At 62.0% G+C, this 17,207-nt stretch carries 14 protein-coding genes; 8 read left to right on the top strand and 6 right to left on the bottom strand.

From position 1 onward, the window contains the following. Positions 1–215 precede the first annotated feature (215 nt). The gene (gene secA, locus TM49_RS10210) at positions 216–2,993 is read right to left on the bottom strand and encodes a preprotein translocase subunit SecA (RefSeq protein ID WP_045681028.1); all 2,778 of its coding nucleotides are present in this window, start codon (positions 2,991–2,993) and stop codon (positions 216–218) included. Between the two features lie 252 nt (positions 2,994–3,245). Between secA and TM49_RS10205 the strand changes: the two genes are divergently transcribed. Next, positions 3,246–4,115: a peptidylprolyl isomerase gene (locus TM49_RS10205; RefSeq protein WP_045685100.1), complete on the top strand. Its 870-nt coding sequence runs from the start codon at positions 3,246–3,248 to the stop codon at positions 4,113–4,115. Positions 4,116–4,217: 102 nt separating this feature from the next. Here TM49_RS10205 and upp read toward each other — a convergent pair whose 3' ends face one another. The 3 genes from upp to TM49_RS10190 form a co-directional block, all read right to left on the bottom strand. Next, positions 4,218–4,847 (bottom strand): uracil phosphoribosyltransferase, encoded by a 630-nt coding sequence (gene upp, locus TM49_RS10200; RefSeq protein WP_045681025.1) that lies wholly within the window; start codon positions 4,845–4,847, stop codon positions 4,218–4,220. A gap of 108 nt (positions 4,848–4,955) precedes the next feature. Next, on the bottom strand, positions 4,956–5,915 hold the full coding sequence (locus TM49_RS10195) for an adenosine deaminase (RefSeq protein WP_045681023.1): 960 nt from the start codon (positions 5,913–5,915) through the stop codon (positions 4,956–4,958). Next, positions 5,912–7,132: a phosphopentomutase gene (locus TM49_RS10190; protein ID WP_045681021.1), complete on the bottom strand. Its 1,221-nt coding sequence runs from the start codon at positions 7,130–7,132 to the stop codon at positions 5,912–5,914. The genes TM49_RS10195 and TM49_RS10190 overlap by 4 nt, the downstream gene beginning before the upstream one ends. 283 nt (positions 7,133–7,415) lie before the next feature. On the opposite strand from TM49_RS10190, the gene TM49_RS23965 reads away from it, so the two are divergent. Continuing rightward, positions 7,416–7,547 carry a hypothetical protein gene (locus TM49_RS23965; RefSeq protein WP_280136247.1) on the top strand — a complete coding sequence of 44 codons (132 nt, stop codon included), beginning with the start codon at positions 7,416–7,418 and terminating at the stop codon, positions 7,545–7,547. Here the strand turns inward: TM49_RS23965 and TM49_RS10185 are convergent. Both TM49_RS10185 and TM49_RS10180 read right to left on the bottom strand, forming a co-directional pair. Then, the gene (locus TM49_RS10185; protein WP_045681018.1) at positions 7,532–8,770 is read right to left on the bottom strand and encodes a Zn-dependent hydrolase; all 1,239 of its coding nucleotides are present in this window, start codon (positions 8,768–8,770) and stop codon (positions 7,532–7,534) included. The genes TM49_RS23965 and TM49_RS10185 overlap by 16 nt on opposite strands. Positions 8,771–8,941: 171 nt before the next feature. Continuing rightward, positions 8,942–9,457 carry a DUF305 domain-containing protein gene (locus tag TM49_RS10180; RefSeq protein ID WP_045681016.1) on the bottom strand — a complete coding sequence of 172 codons (516 nt, stop codon included), beginning with the start codon at positions 9,455–9,457 and terminating at the stop codon, positions 8,942–8,944. 286 nt (positions 9,458–9,743) lie between these two features. Between TM49_RS10180 and TM49_RS10175 the strand changes: the two genes are divergently transcribed. The 6 genes from TM49_RS10175 to TM49_RS10150 all read left to right on the top strand — a co-directional run bounded on the left by TM49_RS10175 (position 9,744) and on the right by TM49_RS10150 (position 17,204). Next, the gene (locus tag TM49_RS10175; RefSeq protein ID WP_045681014.1) at positions 9,744–11,303 is read left to right on the top strand and encodes an ABC transporter substrate-binding protein; all 1,560 of its coding nucleotides are present in this window, start codon (positions 9,744–9,746) and stop codon (positions 11,301–11,303) included. 304 nt (positions 11,304–11,607) lie between these two features. Next, positions 11,608–12,552, top strand: coding sequence for an ABC transporter permease (locus TM49_RS10170; RefSeq protein WP_045681012.1), 945 nt, complete (start codon positions 11,608–11,610; stop codon positions 12,550–12,552). Then, complete coding sequence (locus TM49_RS10165) at positions 12,552–14,486, top strand: dipeptide/oligopeptide/nickel ABC transporter permease/ATP-binding protein (protein WP_045681010.1); 1,935 nt, start codon at positions 12,552–12,554, stop codon at positions 14,484–14,486. The genes TM49_RS10170 and TM49_RS10165 overlap by 1 nt, the downstream gene beginning before the upstream one ends. Then, on the top strand, positions 14,479–15,456 hold the full coding sequence (locus TM49_RS10160; RefSeq protein ID WP_045681008.1) for an ABC transporter ATP-binding protein: 978 nt from the start codon (positions 14,479–14,481) through the stop codon (positions 15,454–15,456). The genes TM49_RS10165 and TM49_RS10160 overlap by 8 nt, the downstream gene beginning before the upstream one ends. Next, a complete protein-coding gene (locus TM49_RS10155; RefSeq protein ID WP_045681007.1) occupies positions 15,453–16,223 on the top strand; it encodes a FadR/GntR family transcriptional regulator in 771 nt (256 codons plus the stop codon). Before TM49_RS10160 ends, TM49_RS10155 begins: the two co-directional genes overlap by 4 nt. 36 nt (positions 16,224–16,259) lie before the next feature. Next, on the top strand, positions 16,260–17,204 hold the full coding sequence (locus tag TM49_RS10150) for an acetamidase/formamidase family protein (protein ID WP_045681005.1): 945 nt from the start codon (positions 16,260–16,262) through the stop codon (positions 17,202–17,204). Positions 17,205–17,207: the final 3 nt, after the last annotated feature.

The raw sequence follows: 17,207 nt of genomic DNA, 5'->3' as shown, positions 1-17,207 counted from the left end.
CCGTCGCAGGCGCCGCCAAATTTCACCCCGCACAAGGCGGCAAGAAGCAAAAAAGCCGCCTCGATCGTGGGGCGGCTTCGTCAGTTCAGATGAACATGCGTGATCGTGGCCGCCTATTAGCGAGCCCACCACCAGTTAGCAATGTTGTTCATCGTGTTCATCATGCTCGCTTTGTAACCCGGATGGCCGCCGCTTTCAAGCACCAAGACGGCTGCTCAGGCGAGCAGCCGGCCGTGGCAATGCTTGAACTTCTTGCCGGAGCCGCACGGGCAAGGATCGTTGCGACCGGTATTGGCCCATTCCGCCGGCATCACGTCGGTCTCGCCAACCGCATCGGCCTCAGCCATCTCGTCATTACCAGTATCCGGATCGATGTGGCTTGCACGCATCTGCGCCGGATCGACGGCCGGCTCGGCTTCCGGCGGCGGTGCCTGGCGCACGAGCTGGACGCGCGAAATCTGCGAAACCGCGACTTCGCGCATATTGGTCAGCAGCGCCTGGAACAGTTCGAAGGCCTCGGCCTTGTATTCCTGCAACGGATCGCGCTGAGCATAGCCGCGGAAGCCGATGACCGAGCGCAGATGATCGAGGTTGACGATATGCTCGCGCCAGAGATGGTCGAGCGCCTGCATGGTCACCTGCCGCTCGACATATTTCTGCACGTCGGGACCGAACTGCGCTGCCTGCTCGGCCCGGACAGCAGCGGCCTTCTCGGCTGCGTCGATGATGCGCTGCTCGATCTCCGGCTCGGCGATGCCATCCTCCTGCGCCCATTCCTCTATCGGCAGATCAAGGTTGAGCAGGCGGACACAGTCTTCCTTCAGGCCGGCAACATCCCACTGTTCGGCATAGGCCCGTTCGGGGATTCGGCGCTTGACGGCGTTTTCGATGACTTCGTGGCGCATGTCGACGACGATGTCGGAGATGTCCTCCGAATCCATCAGTTCCTTGCGCTGGTCGAAGACGACCTTGCGCTGGTCGTTCAGCACGTCGTCGTACTTCAGAAGGTTCTTGCGGATGTCGAAGTTGCGGGCTTCGACCTTCTTCTGCGCGCGCTCCAGAGCCTTGTTGATCCAGGGATGGACAATCGCCTCGCCTTCCTTCAGGCCAAGCTTGGTCAGCATGCTTTCCATCCGGTCGGAACCGAAGATGCGCATCAGGTCGTCCTGCAGCGACAGATAGAATTTCGAGCGACCAGGGTCACCCTGACGACCGGAACGGCCGCGTAACTGGTTGTCGATGCGGCGGCTTTCGTGGCGCTCGGTGGCGATCACGTAAAGACCGCCGGCGGCAAGCGCCTGCTCCTTCAGCCGGGCAACATCGGCGCGGATCGCCTTTTCCTTTTCCTCACGCTCAGGACCGGCCGGCGTGAACTTGCGCTCGACCTCGACCTTCTGGCCCTGCTCGTTGGTGACGATGTCGATGCCGGGTTCGGTGCCACCAAGTTCGGCTTCGATACGCATTTCGAGGTTGCCGCCGAGCTGGATGTCGGTACCGCGACCGGCCATGTTGGTGGCGATCGTCAGCGCGCCCGGCACACCGGCCTGCGAAATGATGAAGGCTTCCTGCTCGTGGTAGCGGGCGTTCAGCACGCTGAAATCGGAAATGCCGTCGCGGCGAAGGGCGGCGGCCAGAAGCTCGGACTTTTCGATCGAGGTGGTGCCGACGAGAACCGGCTGGCCCTTTTCCTTGGCTTCCTTGATCTCGGAGACGATCGCCTGGTATTTTTCCTGAACCGTCAGATAGACTTCGTCGTCTTCGTCGAGACGCGCAATCGGCAGGTTGGTCGGCACTTCAACGACGTCGAGGCCGTAGATGTTGCCGAATTCTTCCGCTTCCGTCGCCGCCGTGCCGGTCATGCCGGCGAGCTTGTCGTACATGCGGAAATAGTTCTGGAAGGTGATCGAGGCGAGCGTCTGGTTTTCCGGCTGGATCTTGACGTTTTCCTTGGCTTCCAGCGCCTGGTGCTGGCCTTCGGAATAACGCCGGCCCGGCATCATGCGGCCGGTGAATTCGTCGATGATCACGACCTCGTCGTCGCGGACGATGTAGTCCTTGTCACGCGAAAACAGCTTGTGCGCCTTCAGCGCATTGTTGAGGTGGTGGACGATCGCGACATTCTCGATGTCGTAGAGCGAGGCGCCCTTCATCAGGCCCATCTCGGTCAGAAGCTTTTCGAGCTTCTCCATGCCGTCTTCGGAGAAGTTGGCGGAGCGCTGCTTCTCGTCGATCTCGTAATCGCTCTCCTCCAGCATCGGGATGACCTTGTCGATCGCGACATAGAGATCGGAGCGGTCGTCGAGCGGGCCGGAGATGATCAGCGGCGTGCGCGCTTCGTCAACCAGGATCGAGTCGACCTCGTCGACGATCGCATAGTTGTGGCCGCGCTGGACCATCTCGGAGCGCTGCATCTTCATGTTGTCGCGCAGATAGTCGAAGCCGAGTTCGTTATTGGTCGCGTAGGTGATGTCGCATGCATAGGCAGCCTTGCGCTGCTGGTCGTCGAGACCGTGATGGATGACGCCGGTGGTCAGGCCGAGGAAGGCATGAAGCCGGCCCATGGTCTCGCTGTCGCGGCGGGCCAGATAGTCGTTAACGGTAACGACGTGGACACCCTTGCCGGCGAGCGCATTCAGATAGACGGGAAGCGTCGATACAAGCGTCTTACCTTCACCGGTCTTCATCTCGGCAATGGCATTTTCGTGCAGGATCATGCCGCCGATGAGCTGGACATCGAAGGGCCTGAGGCCGAGAACGCGCTTGGAAGCCTCGCGCACCACGGCGAAGGCTTCGATCAGGATATCGTCGAGGGTCTTGCCGTCGGCAATCTGCTGCTTGAATTCGTCGGTTTTTGCCTTCAGCGCATCGTTGGAAAGGGCTGAAATCTCCTCCTCGAGGGCATTGATCGCGGCCACACGCGGCTTGTAGGAGCGGATCCGGCGGTCATTGGCCGAACCGAACAATTTGCGGGCTACGCCACCGAGTGAGACCATTTCAATTGCTCTTTCCGAAAGTTTTCATCGTTCATCTTCTGCGCGGCGACAGGCCTGCCGCTTTCCGGCAGGCGGGTCTTACCTTACTGTCGCCCGGAACTTCTCTGGACGCGGGCTAGGCAGACAGATAAGAGGGGGGTCAAGGGATGTCAACGTCAAAGGCCGCTCCACAATGGCCACATTCCTGTGTTCCCGCTTTCGGCGGACAGGGCGAAGCAGGAGGCATTCGCCCGCAATTCAAAAGGTGATTTCATGCAGAAAAGACATTTCGCAGCCGCCGCGCTGCTCGCAACAGCGGTTGGTTTCGCCGCGCCGGCTTTCGCCCAGGACGCAGCAACCGACGATCCGGTGGTCGCGACGGTGGGTGGCGAGCCCATCCACCAGTCCGAACTGCAGCAGACCTTCGATCGCTTCAAGGGCCAGTTCGGCCAGATGACCGACGAGCAGCTCCGCGGCGTCGCCCTTTCGAGCCTGATCGACATGAAGGTCGTCACCGACGCCGCCGAAAAGGAAGGCATCGACCAGACCGACGCGTTCAAGGCGCGCATGGAAGACCTCCGTCAGCAGGAACTCTATAATGAATATCTGGCCTCGATCATCGATGACCAGATCACCGACGACATGCTGAAGGCCCGCTACGACGAGGAAGTCGCCAAGGCGCCGAAGCAGGAAGAAGTCCACGCCCGTCACATTCTGGTTAAGACCGAAGACGAAGCCAAGGACATCATCAAGCAGCTTGATGACGGCGCCAGCTTCGAAGACCTCGCCAAGGAACATTCGACCGGCCCGTCCGGCCCGAATGGCGGCGACCTCGGCTATTTCTCCAAGGGCCAGATGGTGCCTGAATTCGAAGAAGCCGCCTTCGCGCTGAAGCCCGGCGAACACACCGAAACGCCGGTACAGACCCAGTTCGGCTTCCATGTCATCGAAGTCGAGGACGTCCGCGAAAAGCCGCCGGTTGCCTTCGATCAGGTCAAGCCGCAGCTCCAGCAGGCGCTTGCGACCGAAAAGTACAACGAGATCCTGTCGGGCCTGCGCGATGACGACACCGTCGTCATCAATGACGAAGACCTGAAGGCGCAGTACGACGCAGTCAACGAGCAGCTGCAGCAGAAGCAGTAGACGCCGAAAGAATGAAAAAGGCCGGTCCGGATTTACCGGGCCGGCCTTTTTTTGTGTTCGTGGTCTGCCTGCAGCCTGAACGCTCCGCCTTCGCGGGAAGGTTTACTTAGTTCCGTACATGCGGTCGCCAGCATCGCCGAGACCGGGGACGATATAGCCCTGCTCGTTCAGGTGGCTGTCGATCGAGGCGGTGAAGATCGGCACGTCCGGGTGGGTTTCGCTGAAGTGCTTGATGCCTTCCGGCGCTGCCAGCAGGCAGAGGAAGCGGATGTTCTTGACGCCGCGTTCCTTCAGCCGATCGATGGCCGCGATCGACGAATTGCCGGTGGCGAGCATCGGATCGACGACGATGACGAGACGCTCGGCAATATCTTCCGGCGCCTTGAAGAAATATTCGATCGCTTCCAGCGTTTCGTGATCGCGGTAGACGCCGATATGGGAGACGCGAGCCGAGGGCACGAGATCGAGCATCCCCTCCAGGAGACCGTTGCCGGCGCGCAGGATCGAGGCAAAGACCAGCTTCTTGCCTTCCAGGACCGGCGCCTGCATTTCGGTGAGCGGCGTTTCGATGGTTTCCATCGTCAGTTCAAGATCGCGCGTGACCTCGTAGCAAAGCAGCGTCGAGATTTCGCGCAGGAGCCGCCGGAACCCCGCCGTCGAGGTATCCTTCTGCCGCATCTTCGTCAGCTTGTGCTGGACCAGGGGGTGAGAGATGACCGTGACGCCGTCCATGATTTCTGTCCCGTCTTTTCGAGTGTTTCCCGCTTATGGCGCAAAACGGCGGTCGACGGCAAGCATTGCCGACGGCCAAGGCGCCGCATCAGCGCTTTTCCACCAACTTCAATCCGAAAGCCGGGCCAGAAGCCGGGCGCGGGTCGCCTCATCGACAAAGGCCGCCTCGATCGCCGTTCGCGTCATTCCGGCAATTTCCGCTTCGGAAAACCCCATCTCGGCGGCGATGGCATATTCGCGGGCAAGCGAGGTGTGAAAGAAAGGCGGATCGTCGGAATTGAGCGTCACCCCGACGCCCGCATCATAAAGTCGTCGCAACGGATGGCTGTCGAAGTCGGCAAAGACGGAAAGGGCAACATTGGAACCGGGGCAGACCTCCAGCACCACACCTTCCTCCGCCAGACGCTCGACCAGTGCCGGCTCCTCGATGGCGCGCACGCCATGGCCGATGCGGTCCGGCTTCACCAGATCCAGCGCATCGCGCACCGAAAACGGTCCGCAGACCTCGCCGGCATGGATCGTGAGCTTCAGCCCGCCCTCACGGGCGATATCGAAGGCGCGGGCGTAATCGGCGACACGCCCCATGCGCTCGTCGCCGGCCATGTTGAAGCCCGTCAGAAGCGGGAACCGGCCTTCGACGGCATAGCGCGCGGCGCCTTCCACCTGCTCCGGCCCCATGTGGCGCTCGCCGATCATCACCATCCGGCATTCAATGCCGGTCTTCGCCTTCGCCCGCTCGATGCCTTCGGAAACCGCGCGCATGTAGGCATCTCTGGAAAGACCGGCGGCAAGGCCCTGCTCGGGCGAGATGAAAAGCTCGCTGTAGATCGTGTCGGCTTCCGCCAGTTCCGTCAGATAGGTTTCCGCGAGATCGGCGAAATCCTCCTCGGAACGGAAGGTCGCGGCGACAGCGGCATAGCAATCGATGAAGCTCGAGAAATCGGTCCAGAGATAGCGCCCGTCGGCCAGATAGCGCGACAGGTCTATACCGTATTTGTCGGCGAGCCTGGCGGCGAGCGCAGGCGGCGTCGCGCCTTCGAGATGGCAGTGGAGTTCGGCCTTTTTCACAGGAATGACCTCCCGTGCTCGCCGGGTGCCAGGCCGAGATGGGCTGCAATCGTCTCGCCGATATCGGCATAGGTGTCGCGGATACCGACGGAGCCGGGTTTGATGCCGGGCCCGAAGGCGATCACCGGAACCCGTTCGCGGGTGTGGTCCGTGCCGCGCCAGGTCGGGTCGCAGCCGTGGTCGGCGGTTAGCACGGTGATGTCGCCGGGCTGCATGCGCATGACGATATCGCCGATGCGCCGGTCGAAGGCTTCAAGCGCCGCCGCATAGCCCGGCACATCGCGACGATGACCATAGACCATGTCGAAATCGACAAGGTTGGTGAAGACGAGATCGCCATCCTCGGCGACCTCCATGGCCTTCAGGCTGGCATCGACAAGCGCCTTGTTGCCGTTCGCCTTGACGTGTCGCGTCACACCCTTGCCCGCGAAGATATCGGAGATCTTTCCGACGGCATGAACCGTGCGCCCTGCCGCTGCCACCCGGTCGAGCAGCGTCGCTTCGGGCGGCTCGATGGAGATATCGCGGCGATTGCCCGTGCGCTCGAAGCTCTCCTCGGTTTCGCCGACGAAGGGCCGGGCGATGACGCGGCCGATATTATAGTCATAGGTCAGCTTGCGCACCGTCTCGCAAAGCGCCATCAGCCGGTCGAGACCGAAGTGGTACTCATGGGCGGCAATCTGGAAGACGCTGTCGGCCGAGGTGTAGAAGATCGGCTTGCCGGTCCAGATATGCTCCTGACCGAAACGCTTGATGACCTCCGTGCCGGAGGCGTGGCAATTGCCGAGACTGCCGGCGATATCGGCCTCCCAGTAGATGGTGTCGAGCAGTTGCTGCGGGAAGCAGACCTCATCGTCGGGAAAATAGCCCCAGTCGAACATCACCGGCGTGCCGGCGATTTCCCAGTGGCCGGAGGGGGTATCCTTGCCGCGCGAGACCTCGGTGGCCGCACCGTGGCGGCCGAAGATCCTCGCCGGCTGCTCCATGCCGGCCGGATAGGCGCCCGAGGCAAGCTTCGCCGCTTCCAGCAGGCCGAGCGATGCCATGTTCGGCAATTCCAGCGGGCCTTCCCTCAGACCGGCGCGATCGCCGAGGCCGGCGGCGCAGAACTCGGCGATGTGGCCGAGCGTATCGGCGCCGAGATCGCCATATTCGCGGGCATCGGGCGCGCCGCCAATGCCGAAGGAATCAAGAACATAAAGGAAGGCACGGGCCATCTGGGCGCTCTTTCGTTGGTCTACAGCATCGGCCCGAAAATCGGAATCGATTTTCGGAAAGCACGATGCGTAGATTCAATAGGTTAGAGCGTCCTTTGTGCATCCGAACGGATGCACGGCGCTCTAGCCGCGGGTCGTTTCTTCTATCGCGGCGAACCCCACTTGGCAAACGCCGGGAACACTTCCGAAGTTTCAAGTGTTTAGAGAATGATAACCATGTTTCTTAAGAGACCGGGAAGGTAAATCCACCATGGTGGCAGTCATGAATGCAGTCAGGACGGTCATGCCAGAAAGAACCAGCCGGAAAGCACAGACGAATACAGCAAGTGCCGAACTTGCGCTGATCGCTGCCGTCATTCTCGCCGCGATCGCGGCCGTGCTTTTCGCCGCGACCCAGCTCTATATTGTCGGCTGAGCCGAAAGCCTGACGAGCGCCGCAAGCATCAGCTCGGCGCCCTTTTCGATATCCGACCACTCCGAAAACTCCTGTGGCGCATGCGATATGCCATCGCGGCTCGGCACGAAGATCATCGCCGAGGGGCAGAGCGACATCATCGTCTGGGCATCATGGCCGGCGCCGGAAATCATCCGCATCGCCGGCAGTTCAAACCGCGCCGCCTCCTCTTCCAGCAGCGCGACAAGGCCCGGATCAAAGCCGACGGGCGGGATGACGCTCATCTGCTCGATGGAGAGGCCAAGCCTGTGGCGCTTGGCGACCACGGCCGCGACTTCGGCGAAGCGCCGGTTGAGGGTATCCATTACAGCCTCATCACCATCGCGGATGATCACGGAGAAGACCGCTTCCCCCGGCACTGTGTGGGGATGGTTCGGCTGAAGCTCGACCTTGCCGATGGTGATACGGCCCGAACCCGCCTCCTCGATCAGCGCCGGAATGTTGACGGCGATTTCGGCAAGCCCAGCAAAGGCATCGGCGCGCATTTCCATCGGCGTTGTGCCGGAATGGTTGGCAACGCCTGAGAGGGTGACCTGCAGATTGATGATGCCCGTGGCACCTGTCGGCAGGCCGATGGCAATGCCTTCACGCTCGAGCACCGGTCCCTGCTCGATATGCAGTTCAAGGAAACTTTTGACGCTTCCCCTCGGGCGCACCGAGGTGAGAACCGACTCAGGGTTCAGCCCCTGCCCCGCCATCGCATCCGTGAGCCGCAAACCATCGGCATCAACCGCCGTATCAAGCCATTCCCGCGTCACCAGCCCGGCCATCGCCTGCGAGCCGAGCATGCCGCCGAAACGGCCCTCCTCCTCACTGGTTGCGGCAACCTCGATCGGCGTGGCCGGCACGATACCGACCTCCTTCATCGCCCGCACGCATTCGAGCGCGACGGCAACGCCGAGCGCGCCGTCAAAAGCGCCGCCATCAACGACGGTATCGAGATGGGAACCAGCCATGATGCAGGGGCCGTCCGCGGGACCGAAACGGCCGAACACCGAGTTCGCTCCATCGCGAAAGACGACCAGGCCATCCCGCTCCATCTCCGCGGCAAAGAAATCGCGCACGGCCATGTCGGCATCAGAAAAACCGGGACGATTGAAGCCTCCAGCGCTGGCGCCGAAGCGATTGATGCCGTCGAGAAGCTGCCTCAGCCGTCCGGAATTGATTGTCGGTGCGGTCGCCATGTCTCCCCTTTCCAATGATGGATGAGGGGATATTTATTATGATAATTTTCGCTAAATAACAAATTATGATGATAAAATTCGACCTCACCCGCCGCAGTCCGGTACCAGATCCCGAACCGCAGCGGATGAGGCCGCTCCTCTTCCCGAGGGGATGATGTCGCTACAGCTCAGTCAGGCGGAGAGATCCGTGCGCACCGCGTGCAGCATGTCGAGGTGGCTTTCGATAAAGGGCACGAGGATGGTGGCGACGGTGACATCAAGGCCGCTGCCGCCAACCTTGACCTGACCCGCCTGGATGCCGAGCAGTGCCTTGTGGCCCTCGATCTCGGTATCGACGTAGAGCAGATCGAAGGCGGTTCCCCGGTCCATCTGTTTCAGCTTCGCGACCGTGTCGGCGAAGTCGCGCGGCCGCTGCGGTGTCGCGGCGCCGGCGCCGAGCAGCAGGCCGCCAACGGCGCTTGCCTCGTCATGCTCAAGTTTTGCAAATCGCTGCACCACGGGATGGGCCGCCTTGATGGCGGCAAGCGCACTGATATCGCCGGAAAAGAGACCGATCGTCAGGGTTCTTTCGGCATAGTTCTCCTTCGGAGCGGAAGCCATCGCTGCCGCTGGGACAAGCGCGGCCAGAGCCCCCGCCATGGCGCCACCAATCATGATCCTGCGCCGGCTCATATCGATATTGCTCATTTCAAACGCCTTCTCTTTCAGATGTGCGGGCGGGCGTCAGCCCACCCTTGGCCAGCAGCAGAAATGCTCGTTAAGAGGCAATTTTAAGGCAATACAACCTATGAGGAAAAACTAATTCAGCGCAGCAAGTCCATGCCAGCATTGTCATCCAATGACACAACAGTCTGAAATTGCATCATAAGTTGACTTATACAACCGAACTCAAACAATTTATCATAATCAATGCTTGAATATTAAAAAATATTCATAATTAATTGAGGGAACAACAACAGAGGAGAACCGATTGATGAAACGCCTTCTCGCAGCTGCGTTTGCCGCTGTTTCGCTCGCCTTTTCCGGCGCGGCCGTGGCACAGACGCCGCCGAATGTGCTGATCGTCGGCCAGATCGCCGAGCCCAAATCGCTCGATCCCGCGACCGACACCGCCGTCAACGACTTCCGTATCCTGGTCAACATGTATGACGGCCTGGTGCGCTACAAGGACGGGACGCTTGAGGTCGAGCCGGCGCTTGCCACCGACTGGACGATTTCGGACGACGGCAAGACCTACACCTTTAACCTCAGAGACGGCGTCAAGTTCCATGACGGCTCGCCTTTCAACGCCGAGGCGGTGAAGTTCAACTTCGATCGCATGCTCGACGAGAACCATCCGTTCCACGATACCGGCCCGTTCCCGCTCTCCTTCAACTTCTCCGCCATCGACAATGTCGAGGTCGTTGACGACCTGACGGTGAAGTTCACGCTTTCGGAAGCCTACGCGCCGTTCCTGTCGAACCTCGCCTACCCGACCGGCCTGATCGTCTCGCCGGAAGCGGTGAAGGAATACGGCAAGGACTATGGCCGCCATCCGTCGGGCACCGGTGCCTTCAAGTTCGAGGAATGGGATCCGAACGCCAAGGTCGTGGTCTCGAAGAACGAAGACTACTGGGATGGCGCGCCGCCGCTTGAGGCCGTGGTCTTCCGCCCGGTCACCGATGCCAACACCCGCGTTGCCGAGATGATGTCGGGCGGACTCGACGTCATGGTCGAGGTGCCGCCGGATTCGCTGTCGCAGTTTTCCGACGACCCGAATTACACCGTCTATGAACAGGCAGGTCCGCATGTCTGGTTCCTGATCCTGAACCTCAAGGACGGCCCGTTCCAGGACAAGAAGGTGCGTCAGGCAGTCAATTACGCGATCAACAAGAAGGCGATCGTCGACGACATCCTGCAGGGCACGGCAAGCGTTGCCGCCGGCCCGATCGCTCCGGCCTTCGCCTGGGCCTATGACGACAGCCTGTCGCCCTACCCCTACGATCCCGAAAAGGCGAAGTCGCTGCTCGAGGAAGCCGGCTATGACGGTTCGGACCTGACCTTCTACGTCACCGAGGGTGGCTCGGGCATGCTGGAGCCGCAGGCGATGGCCACCCAGATCCAGGCTGATCTCGAAGCCGTCGGCATTCCGGTCAAGATCGAGACCTATGAATGGAACACCTTCCTCGGCAAGGTGAACCCCGGTCTCGAAGGCAATGCCGACATGGCCGAAATGGCCTGGATGACCAACGACCCGGACACCCTGCCCTTCCTGACGCTGAGGACCGAGGCCTTCCCCGACAAGGGCGGTTTCAACTCCGGCTACTATTCCAATCCGGAGGTCGACAAGCTGCTTGAGGAAGCCCGCACCGCCACCGATCAGGACAAGCGCGCGGATCTCTACAAGCAGATGCAGGATATCGTCCACGACGATGCCCCGTGGGTCTTCGTCGCCAACTGGAAGCAGAACGCCGTGACCAAGGCGACCGTCGAAAACTTCAAGCTGCAGCCCTCGTTCTTCCTGCAGCTGCAGAAGGTTTCGAAGCCGAACTGACGAGCGGGTGCCCAAGCGCCCGGATTGGCGACAAACCTGTCCAATGTTCGGGCGCAAACCTGTCCTCTGAACGGGCGTCATCCTCGGGCTTGTCCCGAGGATCTAATCCCCTCTCCATGCGAGCGGAGTCCCTGGTCAGTTGGCAAGAGACTTCTTTCTGACCTTTTCTGACCCGAAACGCCGGTCGGGCTGATACGTGCTTAGACCCTCGGGACAAGCCCGAGGGTGACGACAGAGGGCGGGGTGGGTCCAGTAGCGGGGCCGCATCGCCTCCAGGATTCATGGCCACCACGGAGAATACGCCATGGCACATTATATCCTCCGGCGGCTTCTGACCGTCATTCCGGTGCTGTTTGGCCTGACCATCATCGTCTTCGCCATCATGGCGATGATCCCGGGCGATCCGGCAACGGCCATTCTCGGCTCCTATGCGACGCCGGAAAACGTCGAACGCATCAACAGGGCGCTCGGGCTCGACAAGCCGCTGGTGCAGCAATATTTCATCTGGCTCGGCAACATTCTCCACGGCGATTTCGGCCGCTCCTATACCCAGAACCGACCGGTAATCGACATCATCTCGGAGCGCTTCGGCAATACGCTGATCCTGGCCGGCACTTCGATGGTGCTCTGTTCCATCCTCGGCCTGATTGCCGGCATCGTCTCGGCGGTGCGGCAATACGGCCTCACCGACAAGCTGGTGACGCTGTTCGTGCTGATCGGCATCTCGGTGCCTTCGTTCTGGCTCGGCCTGCTGCTCATTCTGGTGTTCGCCGTCAAGCTGCACTGGTTCCCGGCATCGGGGATGTTCGCCATCTATGGCGGCGGCGGCCCGCTCGATCTTCTGAAACATCTGATATTGCCCGCCTTCACCCTTGCCGTCGTCGCCACCGGCGTGATCGCCCGGCTGACGCGCACGGCAATGCTGGAAGTGCTCAGACAGGATTACATCCGCACCGCCCGCGCCAAGGGACTGAAGGAGCGGCGCGTGATCATGCGCCATGCGTTCAAGGCGGCGCTCGTTTCCGTCATTCCCGTGCTCGGCATTCAGGCCGGCTTCGTGCTCGGCGGCGCGGTCTATATCGAGACCGTGTTCCAGTGGCCGGGTATCGGCTCGATGCTGGTAACCGCGATCTCCACCCGCGACCTGCTCACCGTCCAGGGCGGCGTTCTGGTTGTGGCGGCAGCCTATGTGCTGTTCAACCTCGCCGCCGATGTCGTTCAGACCATACTTGATCCGAGGTTGCGCTGATGACCGATGCTGCGATTTCCACACCGGCAAAGAAGAAGAAAAGCGGCCGCCCGAGCGCGATCCGGCTTCTGCTCAACAATACGCTTGCGACAGCGGGCCTCATCGTCTTTGCCCTGATCGTCATCGTCGCGCTTGCCGCCCCCATCCTGCCGCTGCAGCCACCGAATGTAACCGATCCGTCCGTCCGGCTGACACCGCCCTTCTCGGAAGGCCATCTGCTGGGCACCGACGCCCTTGGCCGCGACCTGCTTTCGCGGCTGATCTGGGGCACGCGGGTCAGTCTTGCCGTCGGCATCTCGGCGACGCTGATCGCCGCCTTCTTCGGCTCGCTGATCGGCCTTGTCGCCGGCTATGCGGGCGGGCGCACCGACAATATTCTGATGCGCGGCATCGATATGGTCATGGCCTTCCCGTATATCCTGCTGGCGCTCGCGATCGTCGCCGTCCTCGGCCCAGGCCTGCTGAACGCGCTTTACGCCATCGCCGTCGTCAACATCCCGTTCTTCGCCCGTAACATCCGTGGCATGACGCTCGGACTTTCACGACGTGAGTTCGTGGATGCCGCACGACTCTCGGGCAAATCGCATCCCGCCATCCTCTTCGGCGAGGTTCTGCCCAATGTGCTGCCGGTGATCATCATCACCATGTCGACCACGATCGGCTGGATGATCCTTGAGACCGCCGGCCTCTCCTTCCTCGGCCTCGGCGCCCAGCCGCCGCAGGCGGACCTCGGCTCGATGCTCGGCGATGGCCGCAAGGTGCTGTTCACCGATGCCTTCGTTTCCATGGTGCCCGGCCTGATGATCTTCGCGCTGGTGATGAGCATCAATCTCCTCGGCGACGGGATCCGCGACGTGCTCGATCCGCGGCTGAAATCCGGGGCGCTCGCCCGTCCCGGCGCCCGCACAGCCGTCAAGCGCGACAAGGCGCCGGCGGAAAAGCCGCGCGACGGTGCTGTTCTCGATGTGCAGCAGATGCGCACCGAATTCCATGTTGGCGGCAGCATCTACAAGGCCGTCGGCGGTGTCGATCTTCACCTGCGCGAAGGCGAATGCCTCGGCCTTGTGGGCGAATCGGGCTCGGGCAAGTCGGTGACCGCCATGTCGCTGATGGGCCTCGTGCCGACGCCGCCCGGCCGCATTGCCGGCGGCGCCGCCTGGTTTTCCGGCGAGGACCTGTTTGCCGCAAGCGACGAACGCATTCGCCAGCTGCGCGGCGGCGCCGTCAGCCATGTGTTTCAGGACCCGCTGTCGACTCTGCATCCGCTGTTTACCGTCGGCGACCAGCTCATCGAGGCGATCCAGGCACACCAGCCGCTTTCCGGCAGCGAGGCCCGCAAGAAAGCAGCCGACCTGTTGCAGTCGGTCCGCATTCCGAATGCCGAAGGGCGGCTGAATTCCTATCCGCACGAACTGTCCGGCGGCATGCGGCAACGCATCTCGATTGCCATGGCGCTTGCCAACGACGCCAGGCTGATCATCGCCGACGAGCCGACCACGGCACTCGACGTGACCGTGCAGGCGCAGATCCTCGAACTGATGGCCAATCTCCGCCGTGAGCGCCAGACGGCCATCCTGTTCATCACCCATGATTTCGGCGTCGTCTCCGCGATCTGCGACCGGGTGGCCGTGATGTATGCGGGGCGTATCGTCGAGACCGGTACCACTGCCGAAATCCTCGACAACCCGGCCCATCCCTATACGTCGAAGCTGATCGACTGCGTGCCGGTCCTGGGCGAGCCGGAACGCCGGCTCGATGCCATCGAGGGTCGTCCGCCGGTCGTCAACGCACTGCCGGATGGCTGCGCATTCGCCGACCGCTGTCCCTATGTGCAGGAGGACTGTCGCCACGGCGAGATCCCGATGACGCCGCTTGGCGAGGAACGCGGCGTGCGCTGCCTGCATCCGCTGAACCGGGAGAACGCCGATGTCTGAGCTTATCGAAATCAAGAGCGCCGAACGGATCTTCGGCGGCGGCAAGACCTTGTTCGGCAAGGCGCTCCCCGCTGTTCACGCCGTTCAGGACGTCACCATCAATGTAAAGAAGGGCGAGACCCTCGGGATTGTCGGCGAGTCGGGCTGCGGCAAGTCGACACTTGCAAGACTTCTCTCCGGGCTCGACCGGCCGACGGGCGGCAGCATCACCTTCGAAGGGCGCGACCTTGCCGAAGAGGCCCGGAAGAACCCGCGCGAACTGGCGCGGCAGGTGCAGTATGTCTTCCAGGATCCGGTCTCCTCGCTCAATCCGCGCAAGAAGATCCGCACCATTCTCGAAGCGCCGCTGATCCACCTGCTCGGCATGAAAAAGGCCGAGCGGGAAAAGCGACTGGAGGAACTGATGCATGCGGTGCATCTGGCGCCGGAATTCCTCGAGCGCTATCCGCATGAATTCTCCGGCGGCCAGGCGCAGCGCATCGGCATCGCCCGCGCGCTCGCCGCCAACCCGGAGGTGATCGTGCTCGATGAGCCGGTTTCGGCGCTCGATGTCTCGGTGCAGGCGCAGGTGCTGAACATCCTCGACGACCTGAAGAGCCGTTTCGGCCTCACTTATCTGTTCATCAGCCACGACCTCTCCGTGGTGGAGACGATCTCCGACCGGGTGGCGGTGATGTATTTCGGGCGGATCGTCGAACTCGGCAGCCGCGATGCCGTCTTTACCGCCGCGCGTCACCCCTATACACATCTGCTGCTGAAATCCGCGCCGGCGCCGGGCCGCAAGGCCGTGTCCGGCGGAGACCGCGAGGCCGAATTGCCCGATCCTTACAATCCACCGAAAGGCTGCGCCTTCTTCGCCCGCTGTCCGCGCGGCACTGATGTCTGCCAGTCCGCCGTGCCACCACTGGACGGGGACGGCGGTCACAGGGCCGCATGTTATCATCCGGTGGAGCCCGACACAGCATCATGACCAGTATTGAAAGCCGGCAGGCCTTTGGCCCGCCCTTTTCGGAGAGGAAACGCAAACGGCCGGACATCATCGCCGACACGCTGCGTGAGCGTATGATCGAGGCGAACATGCATCCGGGCGACCGGATTCCGTCCGAATGGCTCGATCCGGCGTCGCTTGGCGCCTCGCGGGGTACGGTGCGCGAGGCGCTGAAGATCCTTGAATTCCAAGGCATGATCGCCAGCAAGACCGGCCCCGGTGGCGGTGTTTTCGTGCGCTCTGTCAAGCCCTCCGAGGCTATCCAGATGGTCACCAACCTGTTTCTGCAGGAGCCGCCATCCATTGCGAATATCTATGCCCTGCGCAAAAAGCTGGAGCCGGAGCTTGCCGCCGATGCCGCCCGCGACCTGCCGTTCGACGCTTTGCAGGGCCTGCAGGAAACCATCCGCCTCTACCAGAAGAAGCCCGAGACCACGGAGGAGGAATATGTCCAGCGCCTCGCCGAGCTCGATTTCCACGCCGAGCTCGCCCGGCATGCGACCAACCCGGTCCTCGGCTTCACCTGCGGCCTGCTGCTCAATCTGCTGCGCGACCTCGCCGAGTGCCGCGCCATTTACCAGACCCGCAATCCGGGCTTGCGCGAAAGCGGCGTTTTCTATCAAATCGAACTCATCAAGGCGATTGGCGCGCGCGACCGGACCCGGGCGCGCGACATCATGACCGAGCACATGATCGAGGCGGAAGCCTACATGCTGGCGCGGGCACGGCTCAACCGCGGCGCCGACTGAGGGGCGCGAACAGGTTGCGAAAGGGAGAGGACGGGAATGAAGCTCCCGCATGCACACACGATCCACGCCCATGACGGCCATCTCGGCTGGAACCGGGCGCTCCGTCCCGTCCTGCGCGCCAGCTCCGGCGACACTGTCACCTTCTGCTGTCGCGATGCCGGCAATGGCCACTATCACCATGCCAGCACCAGCCACGATGTCACGACGTCCGATCCTGCCGATGCCAATCCGCTGACCGGACCGCTCTTCGTCGAGGGCGCGATGCCGGGCGATGCGCTGAAGGTCACGGTCAATGAATTTGCACCGTCGGGTTTCGGCTGGACGGCGATCATCCCCGGTTTCGGCCTGCTTTCCGACCAGTTCGTCATGCCGAAGCTGAAGCTCTGGAATTACGAGACCGATGTGGCGACGCCTGCGGTCTTCAATTCGCTCGCACGCGTGCCGCTGCGGCCCTTCATCGGCACCATCGGCGTGGCACCGATGGAGCCCGGCAACCACTCCGTCATCCCGCCGCGCCGGATCGGCGGCAACATGGATATCCGCGACATCGCTGCCGGAACGGTGCTCTATCTTCCGGTCGAGGTCGAGGGCGCGCTGCTTTCGGTCGGCGACTGCCACGCCGCGCAAGGCGATGGCGAGGTCTGCGGAACAGCGATCGAAACCGCGATGGACGTGTCGCTCACCGTCGAGGTGATCAAGGATGCCGCCCCCAGGACCCCGCATTTCATCACGCCCGGTCCAATCTCGCGGCATCTGGACAGCGCCGGCTACGATGTGACCACCGGCATCGGCCCGGATCTGATGCAGGCCGCTCGAGACGCGGTCTCCCACATGATCGATCTCCTCGCCCGCACGCGCAATCTCAACGCCGAGGATGCCTACATGCTCTGCTCGGTCTGCGGTGACCTGAAGATCAGCGAAATCGTCGACGCCCCCAACTGGGTCGTGTCCTTCTATTTCCCGCGGATTGTCTTCGAATAGGGT

It is taken from the genome of Martelella endophytica (assembly GCF_000960975.1).
GTDB classification, from domain to species: Bacteria; Pseudomonadota; Alphaproteobacteria; order Rhizobiales; family Rhizobiaceae; genus Martelella; species Martelella endophytica.
Note: the sequence above shows the minus strand (reverse complement) of the source record. Positions and strands in the feature narration are given on the sequence as shown.